Annotated in this window: 20 protein-coding genes; 12 read left to right on the forward strand and 8 right to left on the reverse strand. The window is 56.7% G+C overall.

All coding sequences use genetic code 11. From position 1 onward, the window contains the following. Nucleotides 1–26 precede the first annotated feature (26 nt). The gene (locus tag ACQY5R_RS08430) at nt 27–671 is read right to left on the reverse strand and encodes a hypothetical protein (protein ID WP_428606929.1); all 645 of its coding nucleotides are present in this window, start codon (nt 669–671) and stop codon (nt 27–29) included. Between the two features lie 309 nt (nt 672–980). Between ACQY5R_RS08430 and ACQY5R_RS08435 the strand changes: the two genes are divergently transcribed. The 3 genes from ACQY5R_RS08435 to ACQY5R_RS08445 all read left to right on the forward strand — a co-directional run bounded on the left by ACQY5R_RS08435 (nt 981) and on the right by ACQY5R_RS08445 (nt 3,514). Next, nucleotides 981–1,733: a hypothetical protein gene (locus ACQY5R_RS08435; protein ID WP_428606931.1), complete on the forward strand. Its 753-nt coding sequence runs from the start codon at nt 981–983 to the stop codon at nt 1,731–1,733. 556 nt (nt 1,734–2,289) lie between these two features. Beyond that, on the forward strand, nt 2,290–2,739 hold the full coding sequence (locus ACQY5R_RS08440) for a CBS domain-containing protein (RefSeq protein WP_428606934.1): 450 nt from the start codon (nt 2,290–2,292) through the stop codon (nt 2,737–2,739). A 181-nt stretch (nt 2,740–2,920) separates the two neighbouring features. Next, a complete protein-coding gene (locus tag ACQY5R_RS08445) occupies nt 2,921–3,514 on the forward strand; it encodes a uracil-DNA glycosylase family protein (RefSeq protein ID WP_428606936.1) in 594 nt (197 codons plus the stop codon). Here ACQY5R_RS08445 and ACQY5R_RS08450 read toward each other — a convergent pair whose 3' ends face one another. Next, a complete protein-coding gene (locus tag ACQY5R_RS08450) occupies nt 3,515–4,129 on the reverse strand; it encodes a riboflavin synthase subunit alpha (protein WP_428606939.1) in 615 nt (204 codons plus the stop codon). Between the two features lie 47 nt (nt 4,130–4,176). Next, nucleotides 4,177–5,049: a LysR substrate-binding domain-containing protein gene (locus ACQY5R_RS08455; protein WP_428606941.1), complete on the reverse strand. Its 873-nt coding sequence runs from the start codon at nt 5,047–5,049 to the stop codon at nt 4,177–4,179. A 120-nt stretch (nt 5,050–5,169) separates the two neighbouring features. Between ACQY5R_RS08455 and ACQY5R_RS08460 the strand changes: the two genes are divergently transcribed. The 3 genes from ACQY5R_RS08460 (at nt 5,170) to ACQY5R_RS08470 (ending at nt 7,361) form a co-directional block, all read left to right on the forward strand. After that, nucleotides 5,170–5,433, forward strand: a complete 264-nt coding sequence (locus tag ACQY5R_RS08460; RefSeq protein ID WP_428606944.1) for a DUF1127 domain-containing protein — start codon at nt 5,170–5,172, stop codon at nt 5,431–5,433. A gap of 256 nt (nt 5,434–5,689) precedes the next feature. Continuing rightward, nucleotides 5,690–6,877: a response regulator gene (locus ACQY5R_RS08465; protein ID WP_428606947.1), complete on the forward strand. Its 1,188-nt coding sequence runs from the start codon at nt 5,690–5,692 to the stop codon at nt 6,875–6,877. Further along, a complete protein-coding gene (locus ACQY5R_RS08470) occupies nt 6,870–7,361 on the forward strand; it encodes an STAS domain-containing protein (protein WP_428606949.1) in 492 nt (163 codons plus the stop codon). The genes ACQY5R_RS08465 and ACQY5R_RS08470 overlap by 8 nt, the downstream gene beginning before the upstream one ends. Nucleotides 7,362–7,423: 62 nt before the next feature. On the opposite strand, the gene ACQY5R_RS08475 is transcribed toward ACQY5R_RS08470, so the two are convergent. Next, entirely contained in the window at nt 7,424–7,834 is a 411-nt protein-coding gene (locus ACQY5R_RS08475) for a hypothetical protein (RefSeq protein ID WP_428606952.1), read from the reverse strand. A gap of 188 nt (nt 7,835–8,022) precedes the next feature. Between ACQY5R_RS08475 and ACQY5R_RS08480 the strand changes: the two genes are divergently transcribed. The 5 genes from ACQY5R_RS08480 to ACQY5R_RS08500 all read left to right on the forward strand — a co-directional run bounded on the left by ACQY5R_RS08480 (nt 8,023) and on the right by ACQY5R_RS08500 (nt 14,312). Further along, entirely contained in the window at nt 8,023–8,769 is a 747-nt protein-coding gene (locus tag ACQY5R_RS08480; protein ID WP_428606955.1) for a L,D-transpeptidase family protein, read from the forward strand. Nucleotides 8,770–8,835: 66 nt separating this feature from the next. After that, entirely contained in the window at nt 8,836–11,211 is a 2,376-nt protein-coding gene (gene mrcB, locus ACQY5R_RS08485) for a penicillin-binding protein 1B (RefSeq protein ID WP_428606958.1), read from the forward strand. Next, entirely contained in the window at nt 11,208–11,747 is a 540-nt protein-coding gene (locus ACQY5R_RS08490) for a tetratricopeptide repeat protein (RefSeq protein WP_428606961.1), read from the forward strand. The genes mrcB and ACQY5R_RS08490 overlap by 4 nt, the downstream gene beginning before the upstream one ends. A 112-nt stretch (nt 11,748–11,859) precedes the next feature. Further along, nucleotides 11,860–12,357 carry a hypothetical protein gene (locus ACQY5R_RS08495; RefSeq protein WP_428606962.1) on the forward strand — a complete coding sequence of 166 codons (498 nt, stop codon included), beginning with the start codon at nt 11,860–11,862 and terminating at the stop codon, nt 12,355–12,357. An 8-nt stretch (nt 12,358–12,365) separates the two neighbouring features. Then, a complete protein-coding gene (locus ACQY5R_RS08500) occupies nt 12,366–14,312 on the forward strand; it encodes an ATP-dependent DNA helicase (RefSeq protein ID WP_428606963.1) in 1,947 nt (648 codons plus the stop codon). A gap of 125 nt (nt 14,313–14,437) precedes the next feature. Here the strand turns inward: ACQY5R_RS08500 and ACQY5R_RS08505 are convergent, their stop codons facing one another. Next, nucleotides 14,438–14,830, reverse strand: coding sequence for a PilZ domain-containing protein (locus ACQY5R_RS08505; protein WP_428606964.1), 393 nt, complete (start codon nt 14,828–14,830; stop codon nt 14,438–14,440). A 161-nt stretch (nt 14,831–14,991) separates the two neighbouring features. Here ACQY5R_RS08505 and tsaB point away from each other — a divergent pair, with 161 nt between their 5' ends. Beyond that, on the forward strand, nt 14,992–15,687 hold the full coding sequence (gene tsaB, locus ACQY5R_RS08510; RefSeq protein ID WP_428606966.1) for a tRNA (adenosine(37)-N6)-threonylcarbamoyltransferase complex dimerization subunit type 1 TsaB: 696 nt from the start codon (nt 14,992–14,994) through the stop codon (nt 15,685–15,687). 43 nt (nt 15,688–15,730) lie between these two features. Here tsaB and ACQY5R_RS08515 read toward each other — a convergent pair whose 3' ends face one another. From ACQY5R_RS08515 to ACQY5R_RS08525, 3 genes are all read right to left on the reverse strand, one after another. Continuing rightward, nucleotides 15,731–16,693, reverse strand: a complete 963-nt coding sequence (locus ACQY5R_RS08515; RefSeq protein ID WP_428606969.1) for a diguanylate cyclase — start codon at nt 16,691–16,693, stop codon at nt 15,731–15,733. 2 nt (nt 16,694–16,695) lie between these two features. Beyond that, nucleotides 16,696–17,688 carry a response regulator gene (locus tag ACQY5R_RS08520; protein WP_428606971.1) on the reverse strand — a complete coding sequence of 331 codons (993 nt, stop codon included), beginning with the start codon at nt 17,686–17,688 and terminating at the stop codon, nt 16,696–16,698. Nucleotides 17,689–17,831: 143 nt separating this feature from the next. Next, on the reverse strand, nt 17,832–18,905 hold the full coding sequence (locus ACQY5R_RS08525; RefSeq protein ID WP_428606973.1) for a hypothetical protein: 1,074 nt from the start codon (nt 18,903–18,905) through the stop codon (nt 17,832–17,834). Between the last annotated feature and the right edge of the window lie 145 nt (nt 18,906–19,050).

The following is a 19,050-nucleotide window of genomic DNA, read 5'->3' on the forward strand; positions in this document are numbered from 1 at the left end:
TAGACTAATTCGGCACCGCTTTATCTTTAATCAGCAGCAAAGCAGTAGAGATAGCCGTTGCCCCCTGTTTTGGGAAGATCATCCTTACCGCAGCCGCGTGTGGCATGGGCCGAGTTCCAGGAACTGTTGCCACCGCCGTGGCGGTCATGGTGACCGACCTGGGCACTGCCTTCTCCGTTGCTCGTCCAGTTTTTGCAGGTGTGATCTGCCTCGTCAGGAAAATAGGCGGTACCGTCTTCCTGGCTGCCGGTGAGGATGTCATGTTGGTTGGGTTTGTCATAACGGCCTTTAATGCGATTGCCGTTTTCATCCAGTGCCGTTTCAAGTGTGATGGTTTTATTGTACAGGTGCAGGTCGGTGGGGTTGGCGCCAATCAGTATACCGTGGGCGTTATACCAAGGGCCGTTGCCGATGCGTTCCCGTGCAGAGATGCCGCGCTTGCCATCCTCTTCGGTGCTGAGATAGGCGCGCCACTCCCGATTGCCTGCGCCCGCAGCTGTCGCCAGTTTTTGACAGTGGGCATCGGCACCCGCCAATCCGCCCAGGTTGGCGCCGTCCCCCATGCTGACGCTGGTGACGAAAAATCCCATCGGGCGCTGTTCTGCCTCCAATATGAATGAGCTGCCAAGGGCGCCCATTCCCATCACTAACAGAATGGCTTTATGCTGCATGGTTGAATCCTCCGTTGACTTTTTATGGCACGCACGCTCGTTATACAGGATTCAGTGTAGACACAGAGTTTATTCTCCGCTATCCCATCGGCGTCAATCCGTGGATATATTTTTGAGTCCGATAGAGTGAAAAAGGGGCTGGCCGGGAACCGGAAATAATTCGCTTAACTATCAGGGTTTGGATTGGCAATCCCCTACCAGCAGGATAACCAGCCAGTCTGGAAAAAATAATTCGAGTCCGCTTTCCGGCTGATGGTAAACTTTGCGCCCATCTGTTTTAGGTCGGTTTATCTACCGGTTGTTGGTCCCATGAATGCTATAGAATCACTGCTCACACGTTCACAGGTGCATCCCCGATGGCAACCGTTGCTGATGGAAGCGGGACGCACCATGGATGAGGCGTACCTGGAAGATTTATTGGCCGATTCAGCCTGGCTACCGGGACCGGACAAGATCTTTGCCGCGTTTCAACGGGATCTGGAAGGTGTGCAATATGTGCTGTTTGGCGAGTCGCCCTATCCACGTAAAGCGTCGGCGAACGGTATCGCTTTTTATGACGCGGCGGTGGACGGTTTATGGAGTGATTCGGGCCTTTCCAAATCGGTGAACCGGGCCACTTCACTACGTAATATTCTCAAAACGGCTTTGGTTGCAGAGGGGCGGCTGGTTCCTACTCAAGAGGGGAAAATCCCACAATCCCTGGTGGCGGAAGTACCCAAGGCGGGTATGGTGCAAACCATTGCTGAACTGTTTGAAGCCCTGCAACGGGTTGGTTTTCTGATGCTTAACGCGACGCCGGTACTGCATCCGGATCGCAAACCCAACCGGGAGGCGAGATACTGGCAACAGTTCATGGAACGCTTTTTAAATGGCTTGCAACAGGCACGTGGTGAGCAATTACCCACCCTGGTACTGTGGGGCAAGATTGCCGAACAGATTCAATCCATACCCTGTGCCAACCGCTATCCACAATTGGTTTGCGAGCATCCGTACAATCTCTCGTTTATCGATAACACCGAGATGCGGACGCTATTCGGCAAGATCCGAATATTGGCCCGTTAACGGTTAGTGACAAGGTGCGGCCGGCAGAATATCGCACCACAGTGCGAAGGCATTTTTTACATCCATGGCACTACTGTGCCCTAAGCCCCCTCTCCAACAGGGAGAGGGTTGGGGTGAGGGGATGGATACAGTTAACCGCTTGATTTTATTATCCCTCATCCTGCCATTCTCCCTTGGTGAGAAGGGACGCCCTAATGGAACAGTAATGCGTCCATTGATATAAATGTCTCGGTTCAGAAGCCGTAAACCCCGTATTTAAAGCGTTGAATGCCTTCCTTAAAAGTCCGCAAAACAAGCAGTTGTTACGATTTTTCGAGCCTCTTTTTATGCCCGCATAAAGATAAACCGGGTAGACAAAACAGTCATAAATCGGCCATTACTAAGGTAAACCACGGTTCGGCACGGTTTTGACAGTGTGTCGGTCGGCTGCTGAAAGTCGCTTCCGCTGTCGACAACGAAATAACAAGAACAGCGTTGCCATGTCGAGCCGGGTTGCACCATTCAACCGATGTTGTGCGAAACCCAGGAGGATGAAGCTATGCAGGTTAAAGAGATAATGACCAAATCCCCGCGTACGGTGACACCTGAAACCGGTCTGCTGGAAGTGGTTTCACTGATGTGCCTCTATCGCTATAGCGGTCTGCCGGTAATGGAGGGGGAAAAGATGGTTGGATTTATCGCCGAGAAAGATGTGTTTCACCGTCTGTTTCCCACTCTGGAAGATATGATGACCGATGGTCTGGGCGCCGGCGATTATTCCGGCATGATGGATAAGTACAAGGATGTGGTGACGCTCAAGGTGTCCGATCTGATGGCGAAGGATGTGATTACCGTTTCACCTAACCATCACATACTGCAGGCGGCCACCACCATGGTCCGTCACAAGTTTCGCCGGATACCGGTTGCGGAAGGCGGTGTGCTGCAAGGTATGCTGAGTTTGGGCGATGTGCATAAAGCGATCTTCCAGGCCAGTATCGCCGGTGCCAACAAGGCGGTGGTCATCTAATCCTGATCTATGTGCCCTGTTCGCGTAGGTGCCGGGATTGTAGCGGTTCGATGATAATCCCGGGTCATTTGGGTTGGCGTCTTTGACGATACCGACCCAAATGACCGCAAAGGGTTGTCACTACACTTTTCCCTGTTGAGTTGCTATCGTCCGTGGGAAGCTCTTGTAAGAGATCCTCGGTATGTCCAAGCAACGTTTTGTCTCTTTGGTTGATCAGATCAACAACTGCACGATCTGTGCGGCGCATTTGCCAATGGGCGCCAATCCGGTATTCAGGGCTGATCCCAAGGCGGTAATCTTGGTAGCCGGCCAGGCGCCGGGGCGACGGGTTCATGAAACCGGCATTCCGTTCAATGACCCGAGCGGCGATCGTCTCAGGTTGTGGATGGGCGTGACGCGTGAACAGTTTTACGATGTTCGTCGCATCGCCATTTTACCCATGGGATTTTGCTATCCCGGTACCGGTAAAAACGGTGACTTGCCGCCCCGCGCCGAATGTGCGCCGCAGTGGCGCGAACAACTGCTGGCACATCTGCCGAATATCCGACTGGTGCTGGCTATCGGCCAATATGCCCAGGCTTGGCATCTGGGGGCGGAACGCAAGAGCAACCTGACCGAGACGGTGAAACATTGGCAACATTTCGGGCCCGGACTGCTGCCGCTGCCGCATCCCAGTCCACGCAATAATCTCTGGCTACGGCGCAATCCTTGGTTTGAAGAAGAGGTGATCCCTCATCTGCAACAGCGGGTCGGGGAATTGATGGCCGCTGACTGATCAGTTAGCGGCGCGTTCCGCCATCACCCGCTCAACCGTATCTACAATCGCCTGGGTTTGGGGATCGATTTCAATATTGACCTGATCCTGTTCCTGGCGGAAACCCATATTGGTCCGCTCCAGGGTTTCAGGAATCAGGTTGACGCAGAAATCGCCACCGTCCACTTCACCGATAGTCAGGCTGATGCCGTCAATACCGATGTAACCCTTGGTGAACAGGTAGCGACGGTACGCTTCCGGCAGGCGGAACCAGACCTGGCGGTTGTTCTCGCTACGAATGATGCGGGTGATCGGAGCCATACAGAGAATATGTCCGGACATGGCGTGGCCACCGATTTCGTCGCCGAAGCGTGCGGCCCGTTCGATATTGACCCGGTAGCCCGGCTTCAGCAGACTCAGGTTGGTGACGCGCAGGGTCTCCTGCATCAGGTCGAAAGAGACCCGGTCATCTTCGATATCGGTCACCGTCAGGCAACAACCGTTGTGTGCCACGGAAGCGCCCGGTTCCAGTCCAGTAAGGCGCTCCGCCGGTAGGCGGACGGTATGAGTGCGAAACTGCGGTTTTTCCTCAATGGCGATGACTTCTGCCGTGCCTTGGACGATTCCGGTAAACATCTGAACTCTCCGACTGTTACTTCAGCGCCGATTGTATCACCGGAGTATCAGGCGGCGCTGGCCTGGTTGTCCCGGAATCCTTCAGAAATATAATCCGCCAGGCAGTTGATGGCGGGCGAGGCGGAGACCTTGGAACGCAACAGAGTAATGGCCGATTCCGGCAGTTCCGGGAATCCTTCGGCGGCGGTCAAGATGCGCATATTTTCGTTCACGATACTGCCTACCAGCACCGTTACACCCAGCCCGCAACTGACGATCGCTTCGATGCCGGTAATGCTGGGGCTGGAATAGGCGATCCGGTAGGGACGACCACTCTTGTCCAGCGCTTTCATCGCCCAGTGGCGGAAGATACAGCCGGGTTGGAACAGCACCAGCGGTAGCGGTTCCTGTTCATGGATGAAGTGGTTCTTTGAGGTCGCCCAGACGGTTGATTCACGACGTAGCACTTCTCCATCCATACTGCCGGGTACTGCCGTTACGATGGCCAGATCGAGTTCCCCGGCCCGAACCGACTTGGTCAAATGCTCGCTATTCTGGCAGATCACCTCAACCTGAACCATCGGATAGGATTTGGCAAACCGGGCCATGATGCGCGGAATAAATGCGGCTACATAGTCGTCCGGTATGCCGATTCGCACACTGCCCACCATATCCGGCTGTTGCAGGGTGGAGACGGCCTCTTCATGCAGGCGCAGGATGCGTCGGGCGTAATTCAGCAGCACCTCCCCGTCCGGGGTCAGCACCATGCCACGACCCACTTTCTCGAACAGCGGTCGACCGACCGACTCTTCGAGTTTCTTCATCTGCATGCTGACGGCGGACTGGGAGCGGTGCACCATCTCGGCGGCGCGGGTAAAGCCGCCGGCATCGGCGATGGCGACAAAGGTACGCAGCAGGTCATTGTCCAGTATCGGGGTCATCTCTAATCCATCACGTCTGTTGATGTGTCACATCAAAACTATTCGTTTGAATAATGTTTAGCATGGGCCCAGACTTTCTGCAACCGGAACAGGAACCGGTCAACCCGATCAGGAGGCGTTATGAAACAGTTTATCTCAGACCATCCATCCTTTTTCACCCCGGCATCGCCGTGCGTCACCCTCGAGCGCCAGTGCAAGTGGACGTTGGTTGGGCTGCTGCGTAAGCTGGCTGACAGCCTCCATCGCTGGCGCATGCTCTCACGTGAACGCTATCTGCTGATGACATTGAGCGATGCGACGTTGAAAGATATCGGTATCAGTCGACTCGATGCCGAGAGCGAAGCAAGGCGACCATTTTGGGATGATCAAGGGATCCGACGTTGATTCCCCTGTGCCGGGGCTGCATGGCGTAAACATTCAGGCAGCTCCGGATAGGTCACGCACTCTCATACCGCTCCTACTCTATTACCCGGCAGTAGCCGATCCATTCAATCCTCCATACCGACCGGCAAATTAATCTACCCGTTTCTCGCGTAAGCTGTCTAAACTAATAGTCAGGCACCGATTAGGGGGCATTTCCCGCAGAGCCGTGTGCCGTTATCCGGTTGGCAAGCGATAATAAAGAGTCCCTGGAATAGCAATGGATCAAGCAGTACGCATCTTAACCATCGAAGATGAGACCGCGGTTCGACGCAGTCTGGTCGCCCATCTGGAAGATCTGGATTACGACTACATCGAAGCAACAAACGGGGCCGAGGGGATCGACCTGTTTGAGTCGTCCAAACCTGACTTGGTGCTGTGTGATCTGCGGCTCCCCGGTATGGATGGTTTGGACGTGCTCTCCACTATTGCCGAGAATGCGCCCGATACCCCCATTATTATTGTGTCGGGAGCGAATCAGGTCAGTGATGCCATTCAAGCGCTGAAGCGCGGGGCCTGGGATTACATCACCAAGCCGATTGTGGATTTTCAGGTCTTGGATACGGCAATCGAGCGGGCCCTCAATCGGGCGCGCCTGATCAAGGAAAACCAGGATTATCAAAAACACCTGGAGGCACTTAACCAGGAGTTGTCGGTAGCCTTGGGGCAACTGCGTGAAGATGAAGAAGCGGCCCGTGCACTGCAATCCAGCCTGTTGCCTCCACCCGAGGTGCAATACGGTGATTTCCTGTTTCGGCGTCAACTCTTTCCCTCACTGCTGTTAAGCGGTGACTTTGTCGATTACTTTCCAATCGGTGATCACGAAGTAGGTTTCTACATTGCCGATATTTCCGGACATGGCGCCGCTTCGGCCTTTGTCACGGTCATGCTCAAGACGCTGTTTGAAAAACATCTGGATGCGTTTCAACGTGCTCAAGAGGAGGTGATTCGCCAACCCCATGAAATGTTGGATCATCTGAACCGGGCGTTGTATCAGTCACCGATCGAGAAATATCTAACCATCTTCTATGGTGTGCTGGATACCCGGGAGCAGGCGTTACGCTTCTGTTCCGGCGGACAGTTTCCCTATCCCATACTGTTCGATGGCGAACAGATCAATACCTTGACCAGCCACGATAAACCGGTGGGTCTGTTCGAGGATTCCATCTATACCCAACATCAGATCGACTTCCAACCGATTCAACAGCTGCTGGTGATTTCAGACGGTATTCTGGAACTGTTCCCGCGTGACTCCGCACGGCGCAGAACCGAGTGGCTGTTACAGATGGTGACGAGCGGGGCGCCCTCCATTGAGGCGCTGGTCGAACGGTTTGATATCGAAAACCTGGATGAGATTCCCGACGATATCGCATTCCTATCTATTGTGCGTGGTGAGCAAAATGAGTGATGGTCAAATTCTGCACGGATCGCACAACGGTGTAGAGGTTCTGCGTTATCGCGGGGATGTCCGGCACACGATATGTGTCGCGCTGGACCGCTACCTGCAGCAGCTGTTGGAGCGGCCTGATCTGCAAGGCTTTGTTGTCGACCTGACCGATGTGCAGAGTATCGACAGCACCAACCTGGGCATCCTGGCCCGCTTGGCTCGAGCGATGCAAAAGGCCGGTTTACCGAAAGTGACGTTGATCTCCAATCAACCGGATATCAACGAACTGCTGGATGCGGTGGGTTTCGATCAGGTGTTCAATATTGTCGACCGGCAAGATACCGAGACGGAGGATCTGGATGAAATCCAACCGGAAGAGGCGGGCGATCAGCGCAACAGTCGTTTACTGCTGGAGGCGCACCGTGCGCTCATGGACCTGAATGAACAGAATCGGGCCCTGTTCAAGGATGTAGTTAAAGCGTTTGAGAAAGAGTTAAAGAGCTGACCGGTAGGAAGCGCTTGCCTTCGGAAGAGGGCAGCGTCGATGCGCCGGTTACCCGTGTGGTGTTAACGACGGTTCAATAGGGCGTCAATCGGTTTGTTCCGCAGCATCTCAATGTGCAGGTCAGGCCGGCGTCGCTCAGGTTGGACCGGCTGGCTGCCCCGTACTTTCTGTGAGGGTTTGGACGAACGGTGGTAATACTTGCGAATTGTCACCCGGCGTCCGCGAAACGGGTGCCCGTTGAGAGTCCGCAAGGTCTCCTCGTTCGGCGAAAGGGTATCCAGCTCCGCCAGTCCGTGACACTCCACCTCGCCGGTTAGTCGATCGGTCATCTTGAGGATCGAGACACTCTTCAAACCACTTCGCCGTTTGAACGGCAAGCCAAACCAGCTGCCGCACTTGAGCCGCTGGCTGAGAAATTGCTGTAGCTCTTGTTGATTGGTGGTGAGGGGAATTCCCTGGATGATGATCCACATAACCCGTTGCCCTGTTGTCCTGGTTATCGAGTAGGCTCCCGTCATTTTAGATGGCCGCGGTCGATTTGCTGTGCGTCCGGTCGCATATTTACCGTCCGCCAATGCCGCACGATGAAAAGGCCGGTTATCAGGCCCCGACCGAGCCGGCGGTTTCATTTTTCGGCGGTATAGTGTAGATATGCAGGGCTATGAGCGTTCCGTCATTGCTGTTATCAACCACACCCTGCTCAGGGTTTCGTTTTCGTCTGCTGATCAAAATCCTGTTGATCGGACTGTTTTCATGCCAGCCGATGCCGGTGATGGCACTCGGTGCCATGCGCACGGTGGATGATGTAGTGAGGCTCTATGGCGAAAAGGTTGCATTGCGGTTACAGCCCCGTTTTGAATTTGCCGATGTGGCGTGGCCGCCGCAGCGGGTATCGCTGGTGGCTTTTAAAGATACCCGACTGATCGAGTTGTGGGCGTTGAGCGAAGGTGTCTGGCAACATATTAAGGACTATCGCGTGAAGGCCATGAGCGGTCGCGCCGGCCCCAAACTCCAGGAGGGAGATCGACAGGTGCCGGAGGGGGAGTACCGGATTGAACTTCTTAACCCCAACAGTGCCTACCATCTGTCGTTAAAGCTGGATTACCCGAATACCTTTGATCGCCAGCAGGCGGACATGGAGGGGCGGAACAATCTGGGCGGTGATATTTTTATTCACGGCGGCCGTGTGTCAACCGGTTGCCTGGCCGTCGGTAATCGGGCTGCCGAGGAGCTGTTTGTATTGACCGCCCTGGTTGGCGAATCCAATGTGTCGGTGTTGATTACGCCACGGGACTACCGTTTCCGGCCGGATCAGCCGATTCCCGCGGATGCGCCCGCCTGGGTCCACGATCTGCATAGCCAAATAGCCAGTCAACTGCAGCGGTTCCCCCTGGCGGACAAACATTAATACCCATGACATACCCGATTGCCTGGCAGGCATCTCAATTTAAAGCGATTATTCAAGTAGCACTCGATGGCTAAAGCACCCCGAAAACGTACCCGCTCGACCACCAAGAAGACACCCACGAACAGCACCCGCAAGCGTCGTTCAAAAAGCCGGGCAGGCGCCAGACGCCGTACATCACGTCGCTGGGTCAGTCGGTTACTGGCTCTTGGTTTCCTCTTCTCCCTGGTTCTGGGGGTCTATCTGCTGTACCTGGATAACACCGTCAGAATCAAATTTGAAGGCAAGCGTTGGGCGGTGCCGGCGCGGGTCTATGGCCGTCCGCTGGAACTCTATCCGGGTGCCCCAGTCACCCCGGAACAACTGGTGGCAGAGCTGCAGCGGATGGGATATCAGAAAGTCCGCTATCCCAAACAGCCGGCCAGTTGGTCGCGCAATGGCGGGCGCTTCCTGGTCAAAGCGCGTGAATTCCACTTTTGGGACGAGAAGGCGCCGGGCCGTTTCCTGGATATACGTTTCGATGGGCAGCGTATAGAGCAGTTGTCGGAGGTCGGCCAGGGTGATCTGGCGCTGGTGCGGTTGGAAGCGCCGGAGATCGGCAGCATCTATCCGGCACACAACGAAGACCGGGTTCTGGTGCAGCGAAAAGAGTTGCCGGAACCCCTGGTGCAGGCGCTGGTGGTGATGGAGGATCGCACCTTCTATGAGCACTACGGCATCGATCCAAAAGCGATCGCCCGGGCGGTCTGGGCCAACCTGCGGGCCGGTGGTGTGGTGCAGGGGGGGAGTACCCTGACCCAACAGTTGGTGAAGAATTTCTATTTGACCCGGGAGCGCAGCCTCTGGCGCAAACTCAACGAAGCGACCATGGCGCTGCTGCTGGAAGCCCATTATGACAAGGAGGAGATCCTGGGCGCCTACGCCAATGAGATCTATCTGGGGCAGGATGGCGGGCGCGCCATTCACGGTTTCGGATTGGCCAGTCACTTCTATTTCAACCGTAGCCTGCAAGAGCTGGATCTGTCCCAGATGGCCTTGCTGGTCGCCCAGGTACGGGGACCTTCCTACTATGATCCGCGCCGCCATCCGCAACGGGCCAAAGAACGGCGCGATCTGGTGCTGAAGGTGATGCAGGAGCAGGGAATGATTACTCCCGGGCAGGCGGCGGCCGCGCAAAAGCGGCCACTGGGCGTGCAACAGAAAGGAGACGGTCGCGGCAGTTATCCCGCCTTTATGGATCTGGTGCGCCGGCAACTGCACCGGGATTATCGGGAAGAGGATTTGACCTCGGAAGGTTTGCGCATCTTCACCACCCTGGATCCTTGGGCGCAACAGCAGGCTGAAACCGCCGTGGCAGATCGCCTGACTCGGCTGGAGAAACAGTATCGCCTGCCGGCCGGAAAGCTGGAGGGCGCCGCCGTCTTGGTGGATGGCGAGAGCGGTGAAGTCCGGGCCATGGTGGGGGGGCGAAGTGCGCAATATGCCGGTTTCAACCGCGCCCTGGACGCGATCAGGCCGATCGGTTCCCTGGTCAAACCGGCCATCTACCTGGCCGCGCTGATGCGCGCCGATCGATACAATCTGGTGACACCGCTGGACGACAGTCCCCTGAGTATTGCCAGTCGGGAGGGGGAGCGCTGGGTACCGGAAAACTACGATCACAGCTCCCATGGGCAGGTGCCGCTGCATCTGGCCCTGGCCAAGTCCTATAATCTGGCCACGGTGCGGCTCGGTATGGATATCGGCCTCGGCTCGGTTGCCGGCCTGTTGGAACGGCTCGGAATCAATCGGCCTATCGAACAAGTACCGGCGATGCTGTTGGGGGCGCTGTCGCTCTCTCCCCTGGAAGTGGCTCAGCTCTACCAGAGCTTTGCCGCCGGCGGTTTTTACTCCCCCCTGCGCGCCATTCGAGGAGTCCAGTCCAGCAGTGGCCAACCGTTGCAGCGTTATCCGCTCACGGTGCGCCAGTCGGTGGATGCCGGGCCGGTCTATCTGTTGAACCGCAATCTGCAGGAAGTGGTGCGTAGCGGTACCGGGCGCGGGTTGGCAAACTATCTCGACAGTTCGCTGAATATTGCCGGCAAGACCGGCACCACCGACCAGTTGCGCGATAGCTGGTTCGCCGGCTTCAGCGGTGACAAGGTGGCGGTGGTCTGGGTCGGTCGCGATGACAATAAACCGGCCGGATTGACCGGAGCGACGGGCGCACTGCAGGTGTGGGGTGATATGATGCGACGTATGCACCCGATGCCACTCTCACTGTTACGTCCGGAATCGGTCGAGACGATATGGATTGATCCGGCGTCCGGTTTCCGGGCCGATGAAGGGTGCGAAGAGGCACGGCAGTACCCATTTATAGTCGGTTCGGCGCCTACGGTTACCGCCTCCTGTGTGGGGCGGACGGGGAACTCGATTCGGCGGCTGTTTCGGAGTTTTTTTGAATGAATTGGAAAAGGTATAGCGCACTGGTTTTGCCGGTTTTGTTGTTGGCCGGCTGTTATACGGCGCCGCAACGTCCCGCAGAACCGGCCGCGCCACGACAGACTACCCCTAACTATGACCCAGCAAGTGGCGGCGCCGTGGTGACGCCCGCGGAAGAGAAGGAGATACAGATCAGCGCCTACGAGCCGGCCCCGGCAGCGCCGTTGACACCGTTGCACAGCAAGGCGGTGGGGGCGTTGTTGAATACCGCCCAGCAGCAGGAGCGGAACAACGATCTGGTCGGTGCAGTCGGTACCATTGAGCGGGCACTGCGTATTGAACCGCGCAATGCCCACCTTTGGTACCGCTTGGCCACCCTGCGAATGACCCAGGGCCGCCATGCACTGGCTTCCGATCTGGCCACTAAATCACTTTCACTGGCCGGCGCGGATGTCGCGCTGAAGCGGGAAAACTGGCAACTGATTGCCCGGGCGCGCCGGGCGACAGGAGATATTTCCGGCGCAAAGGTGGCCGAGCGCAAGGCGCGCATGCTCAATTGATACTCGCGTGCCGAACGGCGCTGCGGGCGGTTTTACCAAGGATGCGGCAGTTACCTAAGGTTTAGGATACAATCCTGCTGAAAGCCATTGAAATCCGGGGAGATTTATCGGCATGAGCCTCTATGCCGCTGACAAATTGATCGGCCAGGCACGCCAACTCGCAGCGGAGTACCGGCGCACCATGGGCAAACCTTTGCCCGGCATCAGCAACGAGATCGCTTTGCATGACGCGATCCGCCTGCTGAACCTTAAACCGGTCGATGCCGCGGTGGGCGGATTCGATGCGGTCGATCCGGCACGGGACGACCGGCGCATCCAGATCAAGAGCCGGACCATTTTCGATGAGAGCAAGACCGGTCAGCGCATCGGCCAGATCAAGGCTGAACAACCCTGGGACGCCGTGGTGCTGGTACTCATGGATGACGATTATGAGCCCTACGAACTCTATGAGGCGGATCGGGATGAGTTGCTCGAATTCATGGAACACTCCAGCAGCGGGCGTTCCAAGCGCGGTGCCCTCTCGGTGGCCCGTTTCAAGATCATCGGCCGTCTGGTCTGGTCCCGTGATGAAGGCTTGGCCCCCGAGGTGTGGGACAACCAGGCCGGTTAATCCTCAGTATGTCTGAAATCAGCGAAATTCTTGGCCCCGAAGGCCTGTTGGCCGGCTGCGTGGAGGGTTTTACCTACCGCCCGCAGCAGGAGGCGATGGCCGAGGCGGTGATGGCCGCGATGAACGATGGTGAAGTGCTGATCAGCGAAGCGGGCACTGGCACCGGCAAGACCTACGCTTACCTGGTTCCGGCGCTGCTGTCGGGCCAGAAGGTGATAATCTCCACCGGTACCAAAAACTTGCAGGACCAGTTATTCCATCGTGACCTACCCCGGGTCAAACAGGCATTGGCCGTGCCGGCGGATATCGCCTTGCTCAAGGGTCGCGCCAACTACCTTTGCATTCATCGAATGGAGATGACCCTGCTGGAGGGGCGTCTCAATAGCCGTGAAATGGTGGACCAGTTGATGCAGGTCCAACGTTGGTCGGGCCGTACCCGTAGCGGTGACGTAGCGGAGCTTACCGAGATCCCGGAAGATGCCCGTATCTGGCCGCTGGTGACCTCGACCACGGAAAACTGCCTGGGTGCCGAGTGCGGTGCCTATAGCGCCTGCCATCTGGTCGAGGCGCGACGTCGGGCTCAGGAAGCCGATCTGGTGGTGATCAATCACCATCTGCTGTGTGCCGATTTTGCCCTGAAGGAGGGCGGTTTCGGAGAACTGCTTCCGGGGGCGGACTGTTTCGTCGTGGATGAGGCACACCAGCTGCCGGAGGTGGCGGGAAACTTCTTCGGTTCCGGGATCAGCGGCCGGCAGCTGTTGGATCTCTGTCGCGATATCGATACCGAATATCAGCGTGAAGCGGGGGATCTCAAGGCCGTGCCGGAACAGTCGGCGCAACTGGCCAAGGTGACACGAGACCTGCGGCTGCTATTCGGCCTGGATCTGCGGCGCGGCCCCTGGTCGGAGATGGCGGATGACCCGCAGATCCAGCGTGCCCTGAATCAGCTGGACGAGTCGTTGGCGAAAATGATCGAGCTGCTGCAACTGGTCGAGGGACGCGGCAAGGGATTGGACAGTTGCCTGGCGCGTTGCCAGTCGCTGCGCCAATGCCTCAATGAATTGACCCAGGAAGACGAGACACAGGGCGAATATATCCGCTGGTTCGAAACCTATCGCCAGAGCTTTCGGCTGAATCGCACGCCGCTGGATATCTCCGCGCTGTTCCAGGCGCGCATGGCCAGTCATCCGGGCAGTTGGGTCTTCACTTCCGCCACCCTGGCGGTGGGCGGGCGCTTTGACCATTTTCAGCGTCAACTGGGATTGGATGAAGCGCGTACCGCCTGCTGGGACAGTCCGTTCGATTATGCACATCAGGCACTCTGGTTTGTCCCCAAAGGGATGCCGCAACCCCGTGAACGGGCGTACACCCAGGCGGTGCTGGATGTGGCGGTACCGGTGATAGAGGCCAGCCAGGGACGTACCTTTATCCTGTTTACCAGTCACCGGGCGTTGCGGGAGGCAGCCGAGAGTCTGGAGAGCCGGCTTGACTACCCGCTGCTGGTACAGGGCAGCATGCCAAAGGGGGAACTGCTGGCCCGCTTCCGTCAGTTGGGCAATGCCGTGCTATTGGGGACTGCCAGTTTCTGGGAAGGGGTGGATGTGCGGGGCGAGGCGCTCTCCTGCGTCATTATCGACAAGCTACCCTTTGCTTCACCGGGGGATCCGGTGTTGCAGGCCCGTATCGATGCCTTACGAAAACAGGGCGGCAACCCGTTTATGGAGTTTCAGGTGCCGCAGGCGGCCATCGCCTTGAAACAAGGGGCAGGAAGATTGATTCGGGATGAGACCGATCGTGGGGTGCTGGTTATCTGCGATCCGCGCCTGCTGAAAAAGGGTTACGGTCATCTGTTCCTGGAGAGCATGCCGCCGATGGCGCGTACCCGGGAGTTGGAGGATGTGGTGCAGTTTTTTCAGGCCGGGCCACCTGCCGGCAGCACAAACGAAGACGCGTAGGAAAGGCGCTACCGCCGCGATAATCGGCCAAGAGGCGGGTCTCCTACAGAGGGGAGGTTCCTCGTTCCCACTCTCTGCGTGGGAACGCCTATTCGGCCCGGAACGGGCCTCTGGCGGTTCCGGCGTTACTCGCCAAAACCGTATTGGTGGATCATCTTACGAATGGGTTCCAGTATCTCTTCCGAAGGGTCGACCAGTTGGAATCCGGTATCGTAGAAGGCGCTGTTAATGTCGTTGTTGCTCCAGCGGCTGATGGCTGAAAAGCGGATATCTTCCGGTTTGCCTTCCATATCCTGCCAACGAATTTCCAGTTCGAACTCTTTGCCGGTCTCGACCGGTTTTTCGCTGATCAGCATCAGGCCATCGGTATTGATATCCACGATGTGGCCGAGCAGTTTGTTGGTGGCGGTATCCCAGACCCGCAGGTAGTAAATGAGATGACGACGCAGGATGGCCCGGCGTTCGTCAGCCACACTGTCACCATGAGGAGCGGTTTCGTATTTTTTACCAAAGTACATATCAGGGACTCCCAGCTCAGCACATACGATTACCCCAATTGTAGCCATAAAATAGCATGCATGCTCCTTCTCTGTAGCGGAGCCGTTACCAGTAAATGAATTGGCCCGGTAGGCGGTAAAAGGGGTCGCTTTCAGCAACGGCTGAGATACAATTTGATGTCATGAAGATACTTGCCATAGAAACCGCCACTGAAGCCTGTTCCGCCGCGCTGTTGATTGACGGTAACGTCATCGAGCGCTATCAGGTACAGCCGCGCATGCATAGCCAATTGATCTTGCCGATGATGGATGAACTCCTGGCCGAGGCCGGGTTGGCGCTGACCGCGCTGGATGCCATCGCTTTCGGTCGCGGTCCGGGGGCCTTTACCGGTGTGCGCATCGCCGTCGGCGTGACACAGGGGGCGGCCTTCGCCGGCGATCTGCCGGTGGTGCCAATCTCCACTTTAGCTGCCTTGGCGCAGCGCGGTTACCGCGAGCTGGGCTGGCAGCGTTTGTTGCCGGCTTACGACGCCCGTATGCAAGAGGTCTACTGGGGGGCTTACGAGGTGGGGCCGCAAGGGTTGGTCGTGGCATGCGTTGACGATGAAGTCGCCGCACCGGATCGGGTAACCCAGCCGTCAGGTTACGGTTGGCAGGGGGTCGGCGCCGGTTGGAACAGTTATCGACCGCTGCTGGAACAGCGGCTGGGCAACGCCGTGGTGTCGGTTGAAGGCGATCTACTTTGCAGTGCCCATGACGTGGCGTCGCTTGCCGTGGCGGCACTGGCCAATGGTGAAGCGGTGGCGGCGGAGCAGGCCGCGCCGGTCTATCTGCGTGACAAGGTGGCCTCCAAGCCGGGGGAGAGACAGGAGAAATGACCTTCCCGTCCGATCAAGGTGGTGTCTGTCGCCGGAAACCGGCTCACGCCTGAGTATAAAGCGTGGCGCGGTTCCGTCCCCCCTCCTTGGATTGGTAAAGCGCCTTATCCGCCTGTTCCAGCCAGGCAGTATGGCTATCGATGTTTTTGCTGATCTCTGCGACGCCGAGGCTGATGCAGAAATTGATCTGTAGATTTTCATAATTGACCGTCACCGACTCTATCGCCTTGCGCAAACGTTCGGCAAAGATCATGCCGCCCTGGCAGTCGGTATCCAGCAGGATCACGCAGAACTCTTCACCGCCATAGCGGCCGGCAATATCAATTTCCCGTTTGGTATCCTGCAACAGGGCTGAGGTGGCGCGTATGACTTCATCGCCGGCCTGATGGCCGTAGGTATCGTTCACCTTTTTGAAGTGGTCAATATCGAACATCACCAGCGTGGAGACTTTCTGACTGCGCGGAAAGCGTTTGAACTCGGATTGAAGCTGGTTTTCCCACGCCCGGCGATTCAGCAGACCGGTCAATCCGTCGGTGCGTCCCAGCCGGTCCAGCTCTTCATTGGCTGACTGCAAGGCCACCTCATCCATGGCGGCGTCGGTTGCGTCATAGAGCATCAGGCAGACATGCTCGACTGCGCCCGATATGCCGGTCAGCGGGAAGATGGTCATATTTTGATACATGGTATCGGTACGGCCGGTGATGGGGTTGTAACTGTGAAATCTAAAAATATAGGGGCGCTGTTGCCAGGAGGAGAAAGAGCGGTTATTAAGTAAAAAAACGGTGTCCAGCTTCTTCTTCAACCATAGCGTCGGTAATTCAGGAAACTCCTCGAACAGATTCTTGTCGTTCAGGGAAAAAGGGCTGATGCCGCTGTGGTTCCACATGAAATGGTTCCAGGTTTTAATACGGTATTCGCGATCGAGGACCACCAGTCCGACGTCCACATTGTGGACGATTCCCATTAGTTGGTGCATCTCGGCGATATCGTCATTGAGTGAGCTCATTGTTAGATAATCTCCTCACCTGAACGTATCTTTAGTGCGGGTATTGATTCCGGTGTGATCAGCACCAGTTGATTACAACTCACTTGATTGTCACCAATCACGTAGTTGACTTCGATGGTCAAAATTCTCTCTTGTCCTTGATGGTTGGCCAACAAAACCGCACTGTCTTCGTTATGGATGGTGATGCGCGGGTGTCCCTGGCTGAAGTTGACATCCAGCTGTTCAGCAAAACCTTTGAGGAAAGCGCCGACCAGTACATTGGCGATATCCATATAGAGTTCGATCTCGGTAGCGGCTTCCAGACTATTGAGATCGAAATTGAGCAGCTTGGCGACGTGGCGGATATCGGTGTCATGGAACAGCAGCAGGTTTTCGCCGGATATGCCGCCGCCGATAAATCCCTGGGTAATACAAGAGAAGCTATCGCCGTCAGCCGTGGCGTTCAGGGTCATTTCCAGTTCGCCCTGTTCCATCAGGCTGACATGTGGGATGGAGAGTTCCACTTTTTCGTTGATCACCCGGACCAGCAAGTCCGCCGCCCGGCCCATGGCGACGTTGGTGATCTCCTGTACCCACTCATTGAAGGTAATTTGGCGATCATCGGCAGGCAAGTCGGTTTCGGTCAGGATGCCCAACACACCGAATTGCTCGAGTACTCGGGTCAACTCATTCCCATCGACCGGCTTTTTGATGAAGGCGACCGCGCCGAGGGACATGACCCGTTTGTGGCTCTCCGGCTGGATATCACCGGAGATAACGATAGGCAGGGTGGGTAGATCTTTTTTACGGATGTACTCCAGTACTTCAAAGCCGTCCATCACCGGCATGGTCAGGTCGAGCAGGAGGATATCCCCTTTTCCTGCTTCGATTGCTGCAACCGCCTCTTGTCCGTTTTCGCAGAGTGTCAGCTCCACGTCCCAACCGGAAGGGAGGGCGCGCATGACCTGTTTTCGGGCAAAACTGGAGTCGTCACAAATGATGACGGGCGTGGACATAGGCAGACCGGTTTATAATTATTTTGCACTAACGGCCGAGTATAACAACAAAACACCATGATAAGGGAAGGGGTGCCCCATAATGGGGCAATTCGCCTCTCTATTGTCTGCCGTTCATCACAGTTGGATTGCCCATCGGCGGGTTACTCGCTCTTCTCAAGGGGAGGAAGCACCGGAACCAGTTCCGGCCCGCCACCCTGGAAGTAGTAGTCGTATTGGCCGTGCAGGTGGGAGGTGAGTCCCCACGCCTCGGTGAAGGTAAGTCCGCTCTTCTCGGGGAAGATGACTTTAATATAAAGGCCATTAGGTTGCTCTGTTTTCAGCTTGCCGAGCACCTTTTCCAGACCCGCCTGGGAGATGGGTGTATAGCCCGGCTTTTCCTGGGTTTGGTATTCCGCCTGGATCTGTCCGCCCGATTTGGTGTAGCGCACCTCCACCAGATAGTGGCCGGCTGGTGAGCGGGCCGGGCGAATCAGCTTGTCATATTTTATTTTCAACTGTTCGAAATCGGACTGCAGTGTCTGTAGCTGGCGGCCGCTTTCGCGTTCGGCTACCCGTGCAGACAGCAGTTCGCTCGACTGGTTGCTGTAGCGTTGTTGCAGTTGGGCCAATTGCTCCTGCACGGCCGCATAGTTCTCTTCTAGCGTGTTCAGCGCCGAGTGGGCGGAGGCGATTTCTTCCTGGAATCGACTCAGTTGCTGTTGTGCCGAGTGCAGGGTCTGCTGCAGATCTTCCAGGCTCTGCTGCTGCTGTTGCACCAGCGCGTCACGCTTCTTCAACTGTTGATTGAGGGTGAAATTTTCAGCGTTGAGGCGGTCGCGCAGCATCTGCAACGCCTCCTTCTCCGATTGCAGCTTGGCGATGTCGCGGTGTTGGACATCGATGGTGCCGGCCTGCTTTTCGCGCTGCTCCTCCAGTTGCATGAGACGCATGCGCAGCATGGAGATATCGTTTTCGGCAGCGAACAGTTTCAGTGCCAGACTCTCTTTCTCTTCCCCTGTGGACTTGGCCAGCTCGACCGCCGCCCGTTCCGCCTCCATGGTGGCGCGCAGTTGTTTGACCAGCTCCAGGTTGCGCAGCAACAGGACCACCATGGCGATCACGAAGATCATCACGATAACGGTCATGATGTCTGTAAAGGATGGCCAGAAACTCTCCTGGTTCTGGCCGTCCTGGCGGTTTAACCGCAGGTCGACGAAGCTGTTGTCGGGGTTCATACGTCCTCGTGTAGCCGGAAACCGTCCCGGAGCAGCTTCTTGATATCTTCCATCTCTTGGGTGATGGGATGGATCCGCTCCTCATAGACCTGGTTGACGGCCTTACTGATCGACTGTTCGAGTGCTTCGATATTGCCTTGGGACT

Origin of the sequence: Sedimenticola sp. (assembly GCF_050289425.1) — a bacterium.
Classification (GTDB): domain Bacteria; phylum Pseudomonadota; class Gammaproteobacteria; order Chromatiales; family Chromatiaceae; genus Sedimenticola.